Here is a 17030-nt window from a genome sequence, read left to right as displayed (position 1 = left end):
CTCACCATGCGAACCCCATTTTTTCGAGATGCTGGTTCACCTTAGTTTCGAGGTTGGCAACGCGCTCCACAAGTTTTGCTATCGGGATTTCGTATCGCTCTGCGAGGGTGCGCACACGCTGAGTTAAGGTCTGGATGACGCGGTCCAACTCACCATGAATTGCCGCGTTGAGTGTCGTCATCCACTTGTCATCGACCACAAGCGTCTTGATGTCTGCCTCGGATAGCTTGGGATATTTTGCGTATGCCAAGACGTCGAGTTCAGCTTCTGAATCCTTCACTGCCTTCTTGAGCGCGGCTTCCTTTTCAGACAACTCGACCCAAGCTTTGAACGCGGCGATCTCTTCCTTAGCATCCTTGTCGCCTTTCAATTCCTTGATCCGCGCGTTGACGTTGGCCTTGGTCACTTTGTCGAGGTCGGCATACGCGCCTTCATCGCCGCCATGTTCTTCTTCAAGTTCGGCAATCTGCGCGCTCACCGATTCAAGCTCGGCGCGCAAGTCGTCCAGCGTGGTTTGCTCGGCTGCAAAATATCGGGCGACGATTAAGGGCTTTGGAACAAGGTCGCACGTCCAGCCCTTATCGACCTCTTTGCCCTTCTTGTTGGTTTCGATGATGCGATAGGTTTCGGCTGTCCAGCCATCGGCGGCGATGAGATAGCAGTCGTCCTGCATCACCTCTGCCCAATAATCCATGATGTGCTGATACACGTCATATTTGTTGATCAGCGGCTTGCCGGTGTAGTGGGCGAGCAAATCTTCGGACAGGTCGCCGATTATCTCTTTGGGGTGATGCCCCTGTGCCAGTGCTTTCAACTTTGGTGCGTTGCGATCACGCCATGCGATGAAATGGTCGTTCATCGCCGTGGTGAACGATGCGAATTCAGCGTTGCCGAAAATGCTTGGCTTGATCACTGCCTTCTCTACGCGCAATTCAACATAGCCAGCGCGGCATGGCTTGAAGAGCGATGCGTTCAATGACGGGCAAATGTCCCAATAGGATTGCAGCGCATCCACGTCTACCTGTGGAATGCCGCCGCGCAAATGTCCTTCGATGTCCTGCCGATCTTCGGCTTTGGTGCTGTCGATGTAACGCGGGAGATTGAGGTTGAAATCGTTCTTCTGGATCAGATCGAACGATACCATTTTTGAAAAGCCGCTGATCTCAATCTGCTTGGTGAAAACGTCCACGATCTTGTGAATGTCCTGCGAGCGGAGTCTGTTCTTCGGCCCATCCTTCGTAAATCCGTCGCTTGCATCGATCATGAAAATACCCTTACGAGCGCGCGCGTCTTCCTTGTCGATCACGACAATGCAAGCTGGAATGCCTGTCCCGTAGAACAAATTTGCTGGCAGGCCGATAATGCCCTTGATGTAACCTTTGCGAACGAGCGCGCGCCGGATGTCCGCTTCAGCATTGCCTCGGAACAAAACGCCATGCGGCAGAATGCACGCGCCTTTGCCTGTGCTCTTCAGCGATCTGACGATGTGCAGGAGGTAGGCGTAGTCACCCTGCTTCGTAGGCGGAACACCGAACGAATCGAAGCGGTCATATTTGTCGTTAAGAGGGTCAATGCCCGTGCTCCAACGCTTGTCGCTGAATGGCGGGTTTGCGACCACATAGTCGAAGGCCTTGAGTACCTCCCCATCAGTGAATTTTGGATCGGCAAGGGTGTTGCCTTGCCTGATGAGTGCGGTTGGGTTGTTGTGCAGGATCATGTTCATGCGAGCGAGGGCGCTGGTCGCTGCATCCTTCTCCTGACCGTAAAGCGTGACGTTCGTTCCAGCTTCGTCGCCCACCTTCAAAATCAGCGAGCCTGATCCGCACGTCGGGTCATAAACGGTAGTGTCCGCGCCGGTCTTTGCGTTCTTAATGCCGAGTATCTGCGCCATGATCCGGCTGACCTCAGCGGGGGTATAAAACTGCCCTTTGCTTTTGCCGCTTTCGGTCGCAAAATGTCGCATGAGAAATTCGTAGGCATCGCCCAAAATATCGTCGCCATCGGCGCGATTCTTGGAAAAATCCAGTGCAGGGTTTTCAAATATGGCAATGAGATTGGTGAGGCGGTCCTTTTTCTCAGCTCCGCTCCCCAGCTTCGTGTCATCATTGAAATCTGGGAAATCTGACAGGCGGTTGGCATTAACAAGAGGCGCGATTATCTTTTTATTGATCTGGTCGCCAATATCTGGCTGGCCCTTTAAAGCCACCATGTCCTTGAAGCTTGCGCCTTCTGGAATAGTGATTGGTGCATACGGGACGTTCGCATATTTATCGCTAATGTATTTTATGAACAGCAACACAAGTACGTAGTCCTTGTATTGGCTAGCATCCATCCCCCCACGCAGCTCATCGCAACTCGACCAAAGAGAGCTATACAGTTCTGATTTTTTAATTGCCATTTTTCAGCCTTGAAGTGTGCGCACCATTTAATATCAGTTTGGATGATAAGTGCGGGAAACGGAATTCGATTTGAAGCACTTTCGATTGATTCAAGCAACTCTTAGCGACCACTGTTAGCGCATGAGCGCACATTACCGCATGAACCTCGTCGACCGCTTCAACTAACATAGCGCTAAGTGGAAGAGTTGGGGTATTAGGTACGTCGTTTCACACCTCCCTCCAAACCGGCTCCAACAAGCATACAACAGGCTTACTTTTCCGAAATTTAGGAGCACTTAGTTTTGGATCAATCTCGGGTCAGTAGATCGTTATTCATATGAATTTTGGATTGAAATCATGCCCTAACATACGGCATCAAGGCGACCCATTGGAGAACTCATCTTTCGACGGAGAGCATCGCTAAGCTTTAGGATCGCATGAAGCCTCTCAGGGTTGTGTAGCAGGACGATCATTGCGAGTTGTGTCCATCATGGTCTCCAATGGGAAGCGGATATAGCGTCGGCGTCCTTGTCTTAAATGCGTGATGCTATCTAAGATCAACCGCGAAGTAGGGAGAGATATGCCATGTACCGTGCCAGCCGTGCACTGATCAAAACTAGATTGCCGTTCTGTAACATTGAGCCTCGGCGGGTCAGTGTGGAACGGATACCCCGAAACAATATGCAAAACTGCTTCTTGAACGCACATGGCAATGAAAAGGTCGACGTTCTTGGTTCTGGATCAACATGCAACGAATTGATCAGCGGGTGGATAGTCTACCCTTTAGACCCAGTTCAGAAATCCACCGAGATAATCCAGCACTGGTGGAACTATGATCCTGTCGCCAAGAAGTTCTTCGATACGACGATTTTCGACGAAACGGTTGCGTCTCTCGAAGTCGATTATGTCTATGATGTTGAGGTTAAGAATGGCGGGATGCAGAGACTCTCAAAGATAGCCAGCAATGTTGGGAAGGACCTGCTTTACGCAAACGGTGTCTGGCATGTGATCGAATTAGAAGATGACGGTACACCAAAAATCGATCCAATCGCCGATCTATCCATCGATAACATTCTTTATTTTAAATAGCTTGGTTGAGTGTGATTCAGCGGGGTCCAAAGCCATCCCAAGAAGCCGCTCTCCATATCTTTCAATCGCAACGCATTTGTTTTGGACGATCTTTTGACGCAACTCGTCGTCGTCTTCACAGAAATATACATTTTTTGAACATGTATGGCAGAACCGGATTTTCTTGCTGCGCTTCTGTTCCAAATTTTCCCAGACGGCTCGCATTTAAACGCGAATTCGCAATTCCTGATCAGCATTTGACTATTGCGCTTACTGGTCATGCGATCTTCCTCCTCAGCCCCGAACAGCGCTTGGCTATCAACGCATTGGCATGAAGTGGCAATCTTTGTTTCTAGCATCTATTTTGACAATGCTTTTTCAAAAACCGTGCGCGACTTTACACGATTTGTATCAAGCTAACGATAGCATGGACTTGATCCGCTAAACGCGGATGCCAATCTAACAGTCCCAACATACAACTGCCTTACATATCGGTAGTTTTCCAACCGCAGGCGATTGACCCGTTTCCGGTCAGCTGTTTGATATTCATATGAATTTTGGTTTAAAACCCCACCCCAACATGCGGCATCATGGCTAACAATGGGATCTAGTGCCGCAACAAGTGTAATTGCCTAGGTCCAATGTTTTCGAAGGTTGAACAATATGAAAACAGAGATTACGCTATATTATGTGGTTAAATAAATCATCGCATAAAACATACCGTTTTTCATGGAAGTTTCATGGGGGATTGTAGGGTTTCTCTGAAACCCTAGGAAAACTGGAGCGGGCGAAGGGATTCGAACCCTCGACCCCAACCTTGGCAAGGTTGTGCTCTACCCCTGAGCTACGCCCGCTCTGGCGGTCAGGTTCTTTAAATCCTGACGGGTGAGGCGCGCCGTTAGCATGGGGTATATTCCCCTGCAAGCCCCAAATATCGGCTTTTTGCGAAAACTGGGGTAATGCCTCTATTGTGAAACCTGTCTCTTTGCCCACATAGGGATGAAACGAATCCTGTGGAATGGAGAATGAAGTGGCGACGATGGGCCTTACCACCGACGAGCAAAAAGCCGTTGAGCAATTCCGGAACGACGTCGTTACGCCGTCGATGGACAAATTGGTGATCCTGGATTTCTGGGCCGAATGGTGCGGCCCATGCAAGCAGTTGACGCCCATATTGGAAAAGGTTGCGGCAGAATATGCAGATCGCGGCGTCGTTTTGGCCAAGGTCAATGTCGACGAAAATAAGTTCATCGCGTCGCAGTTTCAGGTGCGTTCGATTCCCACCGTCTATGCCATTTTTCAGGGACAGCCCGTTGCCGACCTGTCGCCAGCCCGCACCGAGCCGCAGTTGAAGCAAATGCTGGACCAGCTGCTTGAGAAACTGCCCATATCGGCAGGCCAGGTTGCGGATGACCCCACAGCCGCCCTGTTGCCGCTGATGGAAGCTGCAGAAGATCTTTTGGCGCATGATGATGCCGAGCAGGCTTATGGGCTGTTTGCAGAGGCGCTGACGATATCGCCCGAGCATCCCGCAGCATTGTCAGGCCTTATCCGAACTCTGGCCGCTATTGGCCGTGTGGAAGAGGCGCAGGCGGTTTATAACAGCTTGAGCGACGAACTGCGCAGCGATCCCGCGCTCGAAAAGGCGGGATCGATATTGAGCATTGCCGCCGCTGCTGTCCCGCCCGAAGAATTGGCCGGTTTGAAAGCAGCCGTCGATGCAGCGCCCGAAGACCATCAAGCGCGGCTTGATCTCGCAAATGCGTTAATGGCCGCCGGTGACCGCGATGGCGCAGCCGACGCGCTGCTGCATATCATCGCAGCGGACCGCGAATGGAATGAAGGCGCGGCAAAGGCACGACTTCTGGAAATTTTTGCTGTCATCGGTCTTGAGGACCCATGGGTGTCGGCAACACGCCGCAAATTGTCTGCGATATTGTTCGGATGACCACGCGCCGTATCTCGATTTTCCCGCTCACCGGGGCCATTATTTTTCCGGGTATGCAATTGCCCCTGCATATTTTTGAACCACGCTACCGTGACCTTGTTGGTGATTCGCTGGCGCGTGACCGCAAAATCGGCATGATCCAGCCAAAGGGACAGGGTACCAACCCGCCGCTGTTCACCGTCGGCTGTCTTGCACGCATCCACGATGTGGAGGCGCTCGACGATGGCAGGTACAATATCATTCTGGAAGGCGTGCAGCGCTTTTCGATCGTGCATGAGCTGAATGTCACCACCAGCTTTCGGCAGGTCGAAGCCGAGCTGTGGGAGGAAGACGAAATTAGTGATGCCCTATCGCTGGCAGAACGCGCCTCACTCGAAATCGAATCGCGCCGCTTTGCCGAAGCGCAGGGCTATAGTGTCGACTGGAGCGCAGTGTCGCAGCTGGATGATTATTCGCTGGTCAACGCAATCGCCCAGATCGCACCGTTTGACTATGCCGCAAAACAGGCATTGTTGGAGGCACGGGGATTGTCAGACCGCGCAGATACGATCGTTCAACTGATGCAATTTTTCGGACGGCATGACGGATCGGACGATCGGGTAACACTGCAATAATCAGCCAACAAAGCTTGCGCGCAATCCATCAATAACAAACTGCGCCGCAAGTGCGCCGAGGAGCACGCCAAGGAGGCGCGTGATGACAGCCTCTGCATTGGCTCCAAGCACCCGCATGATCGGGCCAGCAGCCAAAAGCGCGAGCAGGGTGAGCACCAACACGGTGGCAAGCGCGGCAAGGACCACGCCTGCGCGATCCATGCCGCTATTTTGCGACATCAACAGCATGACCGATGCGATCGAGCCCGGTCCCGCAATCATTGGCATGGCCATGGGAAAGACCGAGACGTCTTCGATTTCGGGGGTGTCGAGGATTTTCTGCGCGCGTTCTTCCCGGCGTTCCGTGCGCTTTTCAAAAACCATGTCGATGGCGATGAGAAACAGCATGATACCGCCAGCGATTCGGAAGCTGTTCAATTCAATGTGCAATGCCGACAGCAACTGTTCACCGAACAACGCAAACACCAGCAATATGCCCGACGCGACGATGACCGCACGAAACGCCATATTGCGGCGCTGCGCGGCATTTGCGCCCTTGGTCAGGCTCGCGTAAATTGGCGCGCATCCCGGAGGATCGATCACCACGAAAAATGTGATGAAGGCCGAGAGGAACAGGTCCATCATAATTCAGCAGCAACCTGATCGGTAACCACGGTCTCCGTCGCTTCACCGTTCCACAATTTGATTTCAATGGTCCGCGCGCCATTTGGGTGCACGATCCAACTATAGCTTAGTGACTGATCCCGCGCATAACCGATCTTCATTTTCGCGCCCTCGGGTGGTGCCACCAGAATTGCGGGCGCACGGCCCTTGCAGCTCGCGACCTTGGTCTCAATCATTTCCTTCGGCATGCGCGGCGCGGTCAGGGCGTCGCCATGGTCCAGCACCCATTTCCATTCGCCATCGCCGCGATTGTTCGTTTCAACAAATTCCCACACAGTGGTGAAATAGCCAACCGAGCCATCGGGCCGTTGCCATGCACCCGTCGTGACGCCGGTTTTGCCGTCGCAGGACATGAATGCCTTATGCGGTTGCCACTTCACCGATGCCGCTGGATCAGCCTTGCCTTTCAACCATTCGGACGCGGCCACAGGTTGCGGCACAAACATCACCGCATCCTTTGCAGCCGTTTCGCGAAATGCCGTCCATTGGCCCTTTTGTTGGGCAAGCTGGTTAAACGCGATGTCCGCCGCGATGATCGCACTTGGATTGGCAATCTTGGGTTGGAAGGTGCGAAACTCTGGACTGGGGCCAGCGGTGCAACCCGTCAACGCCGCAGCAAGTGTCAGGGCGAAAACGGGTTTCATGACGTCATATGCCTTCCGGCACTGTTATCCCTGCACGGCGATGCGCAGCGACCAAAGTGTTGCGCAACAAGCACGCAATAGTCATGGGTCCAACGCCGCCCGGCACAGGTGTGATTGCGCCAGCATGACGGAGGGCATCATCAAAGGCAACGTCGCCGACCAGCCGGCCCTTGCTTTGCCCATCTGCGGGCGCAAGGCGGTTGATACCGACATCGATGACCACCGCGCCCGGTTTCAACCAGTCGCCCGTTACCATTTCAGCGCGGCCGACGGCTGCGACAACAATATCCGCGCGCCGCACGACATCGGGCAAATCCTGCGTGCGGCTATGCGCGATGGTGACGGTACAATTTTCAGCGAGCAACAATTGCGCCATTGGTTTGCCAACAATGTTGGACCGTCCAATCACGACAGCATTCTTGCCGGACAAATCGCCCATATGGTCTTTTAAGAGCATGAGGCAGCCCAAAGGCGTGCACGGCACAAAAGCATCCTCACCCACCGCAAGCCGCCCTGCATTGACCACATGGAACCCGTCGACATCCTTGGCGGGATCAATTGCGGCAATGACCGCCTTGTCATCCATATGCGCTGGCAAGGGCAACTGAACCAGAATGCCATCAACAGCCGGATCGGCATTGAGTGTTTCCACCAATGCGATCAGTTCATCCTGCGAAACCGAAGCCGATAACTTATGTTCAAAGCTTTTCATTCCCGCTTCGACGGTCGCCTTTTTCTTGGACCCTACATAGACTTGGCTTGCAGGGTCTTCGCCCACCAGCACAACCGCGAGACCGGGGCTTCTGCCTGTTTTGGTTACAAAAGCAGGGACTAAAGCTGCGATCCGTTGGCGCAAATTGGCTGCAAAGGCTTTACCATCAATGATCATAGCTGTGCTCACATGCCCGCCATTGAGATATCACTGGCAAGGCCCATCAGAAGCATCTGGAGAACGCGCAGCCCGATCAGCAGCACCATTGGGGAAAAATCAATCATGCCGGTGTCGGGCAGGATTTTGCGGATGGGCCTTAAAAACGGGTCAAGAATGACATTCAACGCTTGCCAGATTGACGAGACGATATTGTTCGAAAGGCTGACAACGTTAAACGCGATAAGCAGGCTCAAAATGAACTGAACGATGACAACCGTCGACAGGATCGTCATCAGATAGCCAATAATGGAAATGAGCGCGAGAAGCATGATATTCTCCGGATAGGTCTGGCGTTGGCAATTAGCCGAGCCAAGGCGCTGTATCAACACCCTAAAACAGCAATGGCTGATTTCACTTATGGATCAGCGTGCCTGCACCCTTCACGGTGAACATTTCGATCAACATCGCGTGGCTCGTGCGCCCGTCGAGGATGACCGCTGCGTCCACGCCCGATTCCACCGCATCAACGCAGGTCTGAATTTTGGGAATCATGCCGCCGCTAATCGTGCCGTCGCTTTGCAGCTTAGCAATCGCCGCAGGATCCAGATCGGTCAGCAACTGGCCCGATTTGTCGAGCACGCCGGCAACATCGGTCAAAAGGAACAACCGCGATGCGCCAAGCGCACTCGCCACCGCGCCCGCCATCGTGTCGGCGTTGATATTGTACGTATGCCCGTCTGCGCCAACGCCAATGGGCGCAATGACCGGAATCATCCCCGCGGCGCTGATCGTATCAATGACGCTGCGGTCGACCGTCGTCGGTTCGCCGACAAAACCCAAATCGATATTGCGTTCGATATGGCTGTCCGGGTCTTTCTGCGTCCGCTGAACCTTCGTTGCGGTAACAAAGCCGCCGTCTTTGCCGGATATGCCAAGCGCTTTACCACCCGCAGCGTTGATCCAGCCGACCAGTTCTTTGTTGATCGCGCCCGAAAGCACCATTTCGGCGATCTTCGCCGTTTCGGCGTCGGTGACGCGCAAACCATCAACAAACTGGCTTTCCACGCCCAATTTTTTGAGCATGGCGCCGATTTGCGGGCCGCCGCCATGAACAACGACGGGGTTAATGCCGACGGCTTTTAACAACACGACATCTTCCGCAAAATCGCGCGCCAGACCAGCATCGCCCATCGCATGACCGCCATATTTTACGACAAATGTCTTACCCGCGTAACGCTGCAAATAGGGCAGCGCCTCGGTAAGCGTTTCGGCTTTGGCTAGGTTGGCGGGATTAATCGTCATGCTGCGCCTTCTGCGTCAAGTTTGCGGCCGATACGGACGACTAGGGCAATGACCAGCGGGACCATGACCGCCGACAGGACAATTTTGGCAATCATCTGCCCAACCATCAGATCAGCGATAGGGCGCACGCCATAGAAGGACACCGTGATGAAGATCAGCGTGTCGACAATCTGCGACAAGGCAGCGGCGACAAAACCACGAGCCGCAAGGAACTTGCCCGACGTGCCTTTCAGCCGCGCAAACAACCAGACATTCAACGAAACCGATACGCCATAGGCAAGGATGCCCGCTGCCATCATCCGCCCGCTTTGGCCGACGATGACCGGAAAGGCTTCTTTGGCGGGTTCATACATGCCGGGATCAGTCGGGAGTTGCAGGACAAAATAGGAAAGGCCAATCGCAATGAACAAAGGCACAAAGCCATAACGCACCAAGCGGTCAGCAATGGCGCGTCCATGCATTTCGGCAATGGCACTTGAAACCGCGATCAGCGTCAGAAACGGAAAAATCCCCGCTTCAACGGCCAGCGGCCCAATCGCAACCTGCTTGGCACCTAAAAATCCGCCCAAGGGGACCATGCCACCATAGAAGATAGCAAAAACAAACAAGGAGCGCGGAATGGCGCTTAATGATACGCCGGATGTGGTCTGGTTAGTCATGAGAAACTGACTAGCGTCTAATTTTATTGGCGCAAGGCCAACGATGGCGCTAGGTATCGCGGCAATAAATCGGGGTTGGGGACTTTATGCATATTTTATTGAGCCTTGCAGGGATGATCGTCATTCTCGCGATCGCCACTTTGCTCTCGTCAAACAGGCGCGCCATCAAGTTCCGCGTGGTTGGCGCAGCCTTTGCCTTGCAGGCCAGCGTCGCCGCCCTCGTACTCTACACCTCATGGGGTAAGGTCGCGCTCAATGCCGCGTCTACCGGCGTTTCGAACCTGCTCGGCTATTCGGCAAAGGGGACGCAATTCATTTTTGGCCCGCTCGCCTCTCCCGAAATCGGCGGCAACAGTTTTGCGATTGCGGCGCTTCCCGTCATCATATTCTTCGCTTCGCTGATCTCGATCCTCTATTATCTGGGCATCATGCAATATGTTATCCGCTGGATCGGTGGCGGTTTGCAAAAAATTACCGGCATTTCAAAAGTCGAAAGCCTGTGTGCTGCCGCCAATATTTTCGTGGGCCAGTCAGAATCACCATTGGTCATCCGCCCCTATCTTGCCAATTTGAAACCGGAGCAGCTTTTCTGCGTCATGACCGTGGGCATGGCGGGCGTTGCCGGCACCATATTGGCCGCTTACGCATCGATGGGCATCCGCATCGATTATCTGCTCGCAGCAGCATTCATGTCCGCGCCGGGCGGCATTTTGATGGCGAAGCTAATGATGCCCGACGTCCCTGCAGCAGTGCTCGCCGAACGTGATCCTGCGCTGGCCAACCCGCATCCTGATGATGAACCTGTCATGGTCCATGATGATGGCGAAGAAAAACCCGCCAATATCATTATGGCCGCGGCGCAAGGCGCACAAACCGGCGTTAAGCTGGCGGTGGCGGTCGGCGCGATGGTCCTTGCTTTCGTTGCGTTGGTTGCGCTTGCCAACGGCATATTGGGCGGCATCGGCGGCTGGTTTGGTCAGCCGGACCTGAGTTTCCAGCAAATTGTTGGCTATGCCTTTGCACCCGTAATGTTTCTTTTGGGCGTGCCATGGCATGAAGCGATTCAAGCTGGCGGCTTGTTCGGCACCAAAATCGTTCTGAACGAATTCGTCGCCTTCATTGATTTGGGCGCACTGAAAGAACTTTCCGCACCGACCGTCGGCATCGTTACCTTCGCGTTATGCGGCTTTGCGAATTTCAGTTCGATTGCCATTCAAATGGCCGTGACGGGAAGCCTTGCGCCAAACCAGCGGCCCATCATTGCCAAGCTGGGTTTGAAGGCGCTTGCTGCCGGATCGCTATCCAACCTGATGAGCGCGGCGCTGGCCGGTTTGTTCCTGTCTTTGGGGTAATTAATTTTCGCCAGCGGCCCGCTTTAATTCATAGAGCAGGTCAAGCGCTGCCCGCGGGCTAAGTGCGTCGATATCGAGGCCAGTGAGCTTTTCACGCAAGGCATCAACCTTGGCTTCGGCGGCGTCCAGCGCGGCGCTGAACAATGGCAGGTCACCCAGACCCGCGGCCAGGCCACCAGTTTCCGCACGCCCTTTTTCGAGTTTCTCCAGCACGGTCTTTGCCCGCGACACGACTTGCGGCGGAAGACCGGCAAGCTTTGCCACTGCGATACCGTAACTGCGGTCGGCGGGGCCATCGCCAAGCTCGTGGAGCAAGACAAGGTCGCCCTTATACTCCTTGGCGCGGACATGGTGCAGCGACAACGCATCGAGGCTGTCCGACAACCGGGTCAGCTCGTGATAATGCGTTGCGAACAGGCAGCGGCAGCGATTGGTTTCGTGAATGCCCTCAACAACCGCCCATGCAATGGCAAGGCCGTCATAAGTCGATGTGCCGCGCCCAACCTCATCCAAAATCACAAAGCTGCGTTCGGTTGCCTGCGCAAGAATGGCCGCCGTTTCGACCATTTCGACCATAAAGGTCGACCGCCCGCGCGCCAGATTATCCGATGCACCGACGCGGCTGAAAAGACGGTCAACAAGGCCAAGCTTGGCCGATGTCGCAGGAACATAGCTTCCCGCCTGTGCCAGTAAAACGATCAACGCATTCTGCCGCAAGAAGGTGGATTTACCGCCCATATTGGGGCCGCTGACCAGCCACAGCCGCTTATCGGGCGACAGCTTGCAATCATTGGCAATGAACCGGTCACCCGATTTGGCCAGCGCGCTTTCGACCACCGGATGTCGGCCGCCTTCGATTTCAAGGCATGGGTGGCTGACAAAAGATGGACGGCACCAATTGCCCTCTGCAGCGCGTTCCGCAAGCGCCGCCGAAACATCAATCCGCGCCAAGGCGTCGGCGCTCGCGGCGATTGCATCACGCCGCGTGAGCACAATCGCGGTCAGCTCTTCCAAATGCGCGGCTTCAGCAGCCAAGGCGTGTCCACTGGCCTGCGTGATGCGCATGGCCTCTTCATGAAGCTCAGGCGAGTTGAAACGGACTGCGCCAGCCATCGTTTGCCGGTGCGCAAAGCCTGACCCGGCCGCCATGAGTGCATCGCCATGCTTGGCCGGCACTTCAACAAAATATCCCAGAACGGCATTGTGCCGGATCTTCAGCGCAGCCACGCCGGTCGAATCGCGATAGCGCGCCTCCAATTGGGCAATCGCCTGCCGCCCGTCACGGCCAGCCGAACGCAGCACGTCCAACGCCGCATCATAACCTTCTGCGATATAGCCACCCTGTGTGGTATCGGTGGGCGGGGAGGTAACAAGTGCACGGCTGAGCACGTCCACCATATGGCCGTGGCCATCCAACATCGGCAGCAAATGGTCGAGCAATTGGGGGCGGTCGGCCATGGCGCCCAATCGTTCCCGTAGATGGCGCGCCGCATCCAATCCATCGCGAATTTGCCCCAAGTCACGTGGACTGCCGCGTCCGGCAACAACACGGCCTAATGCGCGGGCGATATCGGGCAATTGTCGCAAAGCGGACCGGACGGCATCGCGGGTCAACGGCGCGTCATGGAACCACTGCACCAGCGACAAGCGCGCTTCGATGATGCTTTGGTCCATCAACGGCGCAGACAGGTCCGACGCCAGCTGGCGTGCGCCGGCACCCGTTATCGTGCGGTCCACCTCGGCCAGTAATGATCCAGCGCGTGCGCCTTTGTTCGCTGCGCTGATTTCCAGGCTGTCGCGTGTTGCTTGGTCAATCAGCAAATGGGCATGCACTTCACGCCGGACCGGCAGTTTGAGGAAGGGCATGTTGCCCTGCCCGACATGCGCCAGATAGGCGATGAGCCCGCCAGCGGCAGCCTGCTCAGCACGCGTGACCGCACCGATAGCGTCCAAGGTCGAAAGCGCAAAATGCTGCTTCAGCAAATCGCCGCCGACGATGCTGTCAAAGTCAGCGCGGGGACGAATGATTGCGCCTATAAACTGCTGGGCCAAACCATCCGGTACGACAAGTTCGCTTGCGGAAAGGCGTGCAAGCTCGGCCTCAAGTGCGCTCGCCGCAACGGTGACGAGTTCGAAATAGCCCGTCGAAATATCTGCCGCCGCCAGACCATATTCGTCACCCACCGGCGCGACGGCGACGAGCATGTTTGAAGTCCAGCTGTCTAGCAAGCTGTCCTCCGTCAACGTTCCTGCCGTCACGAACCGGACGATGTCGCGCGCCACCAATGTCTTTGAACCGCCGCGCGCCTTGGCATCCTCGGGGCTTTCGGTTTGCTCCGCAATCGCAACGCGGTGCCCGGCCTTAATGAGCCGCGCCAGATAGCCTTCGGCTGCATGCACAGGCACGCCGCACATCGGAATCGGCCTGCCATCATGTTCGCCACGCGATGTCAGCGCGATATCCAACGTTGCAGCAGCAGCGCGCGCATCATCGAAGAATAGCTCAAAAAAGTCGCCCATGCGGTAGAACAACAGGCAATCTTCGGCCTTCGCCTTCAGCGCGAGATACTGCACCATCATTGGTGTTGGTCCCGATGTTGCTTTCATTGTCCCCGTCATGGGCAACGCGATAGCGGAGCCGTTCCTGCGGGGCAATGCTTGCCCTAGCGGCACCACCACGTTAGGGCAGTTTAAATTATAAAATACGGTCAGGCCCCAAAATGAACGATAGCGACGTACAGATTACAGCTCAGGAAGCTTTGGATTTTCATTCCCAAGGTCGTCCAGGGAAAATCGAAATCGTGGCGACCAAGCCAATGGCCACACAACGCGATTTGTCGCTCGCATATTCACCGGGTGTCGCTGTGCCGGTGCAGGCTATTTATGACGACCCGGCAACGGCCTATGATTATACTGCGAAGGGTAATCTCGTCGCGGTTATCTCAAATGGTACAGCGATCCTTGGCATGGGCAATTTGGGTGCATTGGCATCCAAGCCCGTGATGGAAGGCAAAGCGGTGCTGTTCAAACGCTTCGCCGATGTCGACTCGATCGATATCGAAGTGAAGACCGAAGATGCGCAGCGTTTCATTGACGCGGTCGAACTTCTTGAACCGACATTTGGCGGCATCAATCTGGAAGATATCGCCGCGCCTGATTGCTTCATCATTGAACAGACGTTGAAAGAACGGATGAATATTCCCGTCTTTCATGATGACCAGCACGGCACCGCGATCATCGCGGCGGCAGGATTGATCAATGCGTGCGAGCTTACGGGCCGTTCGCTGAAAGACATAAAGATTGTCTGCAATGGCGCAGGCGCAGCGGCGATTGCCTGCACCGAGCTGATCAAAGCCATGGGCGTTCCGCACGATAATGTCATTATGTGCGACCGTTCCGGCGTGATTTATCAGGGCCGTACGGAAGGCATGGACCAGTGGAAATCGGCGCATGCGGCAAAAACAACCGCGCGCAATCTGGCGGAAGCCATTGTCGGCGCAGATGTGTTCCTTGGCCTTTCCGCCGCCAATGCGTTGAGCGCCGATATGGTGAAGTCGATGGCCCCTGAGCCAATCATCTTCGCCATGGCGAACCCGGATCCCGAAATCTCGCCACCTGTGGCGCGCGCGGCGCGGCCCGATGCGATCATTGCGACGGGACGGTCTGATTTTCCAAATCAGGTCAACAATGTCCTGTGTTTTCCATTCCTGTTTCGCGGGGCGCTCGACGTGCGCGCCACGACGATCAACGAACCCATGAAGATTGCGGCATCGCATGCCTTGGCACAATTGGCGCGCGAAACCGTGCCCGAAGAAGTGGCGGCTGCCTATGGCGGCATGATGCACAAATTCGGACGGGATTATATCATCCCGTCGCCATTTGACCCGCGCCTCATGGAAATCGTCGCCTCGGCCGTGGCAAAGGCAGCAATGGATTCGGGCGTCGCGCAAAAACCGATTGCGGATATGAACGCCTACCGTGCAAGTCTGCGCGCGCGTCAAAACCCGACAACATCCGTTCTGACCCAAGTTTATGAAGCGGCACGGGCAAAACCAAAGCGTGTCATTTTTGCCGAAGCTGAAGAAGACGTCGTTTTGCGCGCCGCCGTTCAGTTCAAGCAAGATGGCTATGGCGTTCCCGTGCTGATCGGACGCGATGCGCGCGTCACTGAAAAGCTAATCGGACTCGGCGCCAATCCGGACGAGTATGAAATCCATAACAGCGTCCAAAGTCCACTGGTCGAGAAAATGGTCGACCGGCTGTATAACCGCTTGCAACGTCGCGGTTATCTGCGCCGCGACATCCAGCGGATGGTCAACCGCGACCGCAACATCTTTGGCGCACTGCTGCTTCAGATGGACCAAGCCGACGCGATGATCACGGGCGTGACCCGTACCTTTGGACAAACCCTGCGCGAGTTGCGCCGGGTGCTTGATGCAAAGAAGGATGCGACACCGTTTGGCATTCACGTCATGGTCGGAAAAACACATACGGTATTTATCGCCGACACCACGGTCAATGAGCGTCCATCGGCAGAAGAACTCGCCCATATTGCCGAGAAAACCGCTGGCGTTGCCCGCCGCATGGGCCATGTTCCACGCGTTGCGTTCCTGTCATTCTCGACCTTCGGCAACCCAGCTGGAAACTGGCTCAATAACATCCGCGATGCCGTTGCCATATTGGATGCCCGCCGCCCCGACTTCGAATATGAAGGCGACATGCCGCCGGATGTTGCGCTCAACCCAGCGTTGATGAAAAACTATCCGTTCTGCCGTTTGTCCGGGCCAGCCAACGTGCTTGTCATGCCCGGTCTGCAATCGGCAAACCTGTCGGCAAAGCTATTGCGCGAATTGGGCGGGGACCAAGTCATCGGACCCATGCTGCTGGGTATCGAGCGTCAGGTACAGGTGGCCACTATGGCATCAAGCACCAGCGACTTGGTGACCTTGGCCGTACTTGCTGCGGCAGGTGTCACTGAATAAGCGACAGGAAAGCAGGGGCGATGGTCCCCGCCTTTTCCAATATCGTGACGTTAAGCCAGAATCAGTTCGGGCTGTTCGGCGTTGAGCCTTGACCAGTGCCTGCGCCGACAGAACCGATATTGCCGAAGATTTCTTCAAAGAAGCTGGTGTTGCGGCCAAGTGTTGGCGTTTTGTCGCCTTCAGGGCTGATTTTCGCAATAAGTTCTTTGCCCGTTTGCGCAACCGATGCGACATTTCCGGCTGGGTCAAACCGGACCTTCAGCACATATTGGGTGTCTGCCTTTGGCTGCGAGAACGCCAGCTGCTTTGCGTCGCGTGAATAATAATACCAGTCGTTTTGATCGAACTGACCCACAAATGTCGGGCGGCCAAGCGATGCCTGAACCGATTCCTTATTGTCTACACCGGGTTGGATAGCGTTCAGCAGGGTCTGGTCACCAATATAGCCCTGATGCGAACGAAGGCGGGTGCAGCCAGACGCCAATGTCATCGCGGCCAATAATGCTGCAAAACCTGCAATTTGCGTCGCGCGCATAAACTTCTCCGCTA

Annotated in this window: 14 protein-coding genes and 1 tRNA gene; 5 read left to right on the top strand and 10 right to left on the bottom strand. The window is 55.1% G+C overall.

Annotation, left to right across the window (positions count from 1 at the left end; all coding sequences use genetic code 11):
* Position 1 precedes the first annotated feature (1 nt).
* Positions 2-2398, bottom strand: coding sequence for a type I restriction-modification system subunit M (locus GGR91_RS10240; RefSeq protein ID WP_183942114.1), 2397 nt, complete (start codon positions 2396-2398; stop codon positions 2-4).
* A 565-nt stretch (positions 2399-2963) separates the two neighbouring features.
* On the opposite strand from GGR91_RS10240, the gene GGR91_RS10235 reads away from it, so the two are divergent.
* Complete coding sequence (locus GGR91_RS10235; RefSeq protein ID WP_183942113.1) at positions 2964-3467, top strand: hypothetical protein; 504 nt, start codon at positions 2964-2966, stop codon at positions 3465-3467.
* Between the two features lie 758 nt (positions 3468-4225).
* Here GGR91_RS10235 and GGR91_RS10230 read toward each other — a convergent pair.
* Positions 4226-4300 (bottom strand) — tRNA-Gly (locus GGR91_RS10230).
* Positions 4301-4464: 164 nt separating this feature from the next.
* On the opposite strand from GGR91_RS10230, the gene GGR91_RS10225 reads away from it, so the two are divergent.
* Entirely contained in the window at positions 4465-5394 is a 930-nt protein-coding gene (locus GGR91_RS10225; RefSeq protein ID WP_246337170.1) for a tetratricopeptide repeat protein, read from the top strand.
* Positions 5391-6008, top strand: coding sequence for an LON peptidase substrate-binding domain-containing protein (locus GGR91_RS10220; protein ID WP_183942112.1), 618 nt, complete (start codon positions 5391-5393; stop codon positions 6006-6008). Before GGR91_RS10225 ends, GGR91_RS10220 begins: the two co-directional genes overlap by 4 nt.
* Here GGR91_RS10220 and GGR91_RS10215 read toward each other — a convergent pair whose 3' ends face one another.
* From GGR91_RS10215 to GGR91_RS10190, 6 genes are all read right to left on the bottom strand, one after another.
* A complete protein-coding gene (locus tag GGR91_RS10215; RefSeq protein WP_183942111.1) occupies positions 6009-6632 on the bottom strand; it encodes a MarC family protein in 624 nt (207 codons plus the stop codon). It lies immediately after the preceding gene.
* Positions 6629-7315: a Cif family virulence factor gene (locus GGR91_RS10210; RefSeq protein ID WP_183942110.1), complete on the bottom strand. Its 687-nt coding sequence runs from the start codon at positions 7313-7315 to the stop codon at positions 6629-6631. The genes GGR91_RS10215 and GGR91_RS10210 overlap by 4 nt, the downstream gene beginning before the upstream one ends.
* A gap of 4 nt (positions 7316-7319) precedes the next feature.
* Complete coding sequence (gene folD, locus GGR91_RS10205) at positions 7320-8204, bottom strand: bifunctional methylenetetrahydrofolate dehydrogenase/methenyltetrahydrofolate cyclohydrolase FolD (protein ID WP_183942268.1); 885 nt, start codon at positions 8202-8204, stop codon at positions 7320-7322.
* 8 nt (positions 8205-8212) lie between these two features.
* On the bottom strand, positions 8213-8515 hold the full coding sequence (locus tag GGR91_RS10200; protein WP_221204309.1) for a YggT family protein: 303 nt from the start codon (positions 8513-8515) through the stop codon (positions 8213-8215).
* 82 nt (positions 8516-8597) lie between these two features.
* A complete protein-coding gene (argB, locus tag GGR91_RS10195) occupies positions 8598-9488 on the bottom strand; it encodes an acetylglutamate kinase (protein ID WP_183942109.1) in 891 nt (296 codons plus the stop codon).
* Positions 9485-10147, bottom strand: a complete 663-nt coding sequence (locus GGR91_RS10190) for a queuosine precursor transporter (RefSeq protein WP_183942108.1) — start codon at positions 10145-10147, stop codon at positions 9485-9487. Before GGR91_RS10190 ends, argB begins: the two co-directional genes overlap by 4 nt.
* A gap of 86 nt (positions 10148-10233) precedes the next feature.
* On the opposite strand from GGR91_RS10190, the gene GGR91_RS10185 reads away from it, so the two are divergent.
* A complete protein-coding gene (locus tag GGR91_RS10185; protein ID WP_183942107.1) occupies positions 10234-11499 on the top strand; it encodes a NupC/NupG family nucleoside CNT transporter in 1266 nt (421 codons plus the stop codon).
* Here GGR91_RS10185 and mutS read toward each other — a convergent pair whose 3' ends face one another.
* Positions 11500-14118, bottom strand: a complete 2619-nt coding sequence (gene mutS, locus GGR91_RS10180) for a DNA mismatch repair protein MutS (protein WP_407698411.1) — start codon at positions 14116-14118, stop codon at positions 11500-11502.
* Positions 14119-14219: 101 nt separating this feature from the next.
* Between mutS and GGR91_RS10175 the strand changes: the two genes are divergently transcribed.
* Complete coding sequence (locus GGR91_RS10175; RefSeq protein ID WP_183942106.1) at positions 14220-16481, top strand: NADP-dependent malic enzyme; 2262 nt, start codon at positions 14220-14222, stop codon at positions 16479-16481.
* Between the two features lie 61 nt (positions 16482-16542).
* On the opposite strand, the gene GGR91_RS10170 is transcribed toward GGR91_RS10175, so the two are convergent.
* Positions 16543-17016: an outer membrane protein assembly factor BamE gene (locus GGR91_RS10170; RefSeq protein ID WP_246337168.1), complete on the bottom strand. Its 474-nt coding sequence runs from the start codon at positions 17014-17016 to the stop codon at positions 16543-16545.
* Between the last annotated feature and the right edge of the window lie 14 nt (positions 17017-17030).

The sequence above is a fragment of the Sphingorhabdus rigui genome, from assembly GCF_014196595.1.
GTDB lineage: Bacteria > Pseudomonadota > Alphaproteobacteria > Sphingomonadales > Sphingomonadaceae > Sphingorhabdus_B > Sphingorhabdus_B rigui.
Note: the sequence above shows the minus strand (reverse complement) of the source record. Positions and strands in the feature narration are given on the sequence as shown.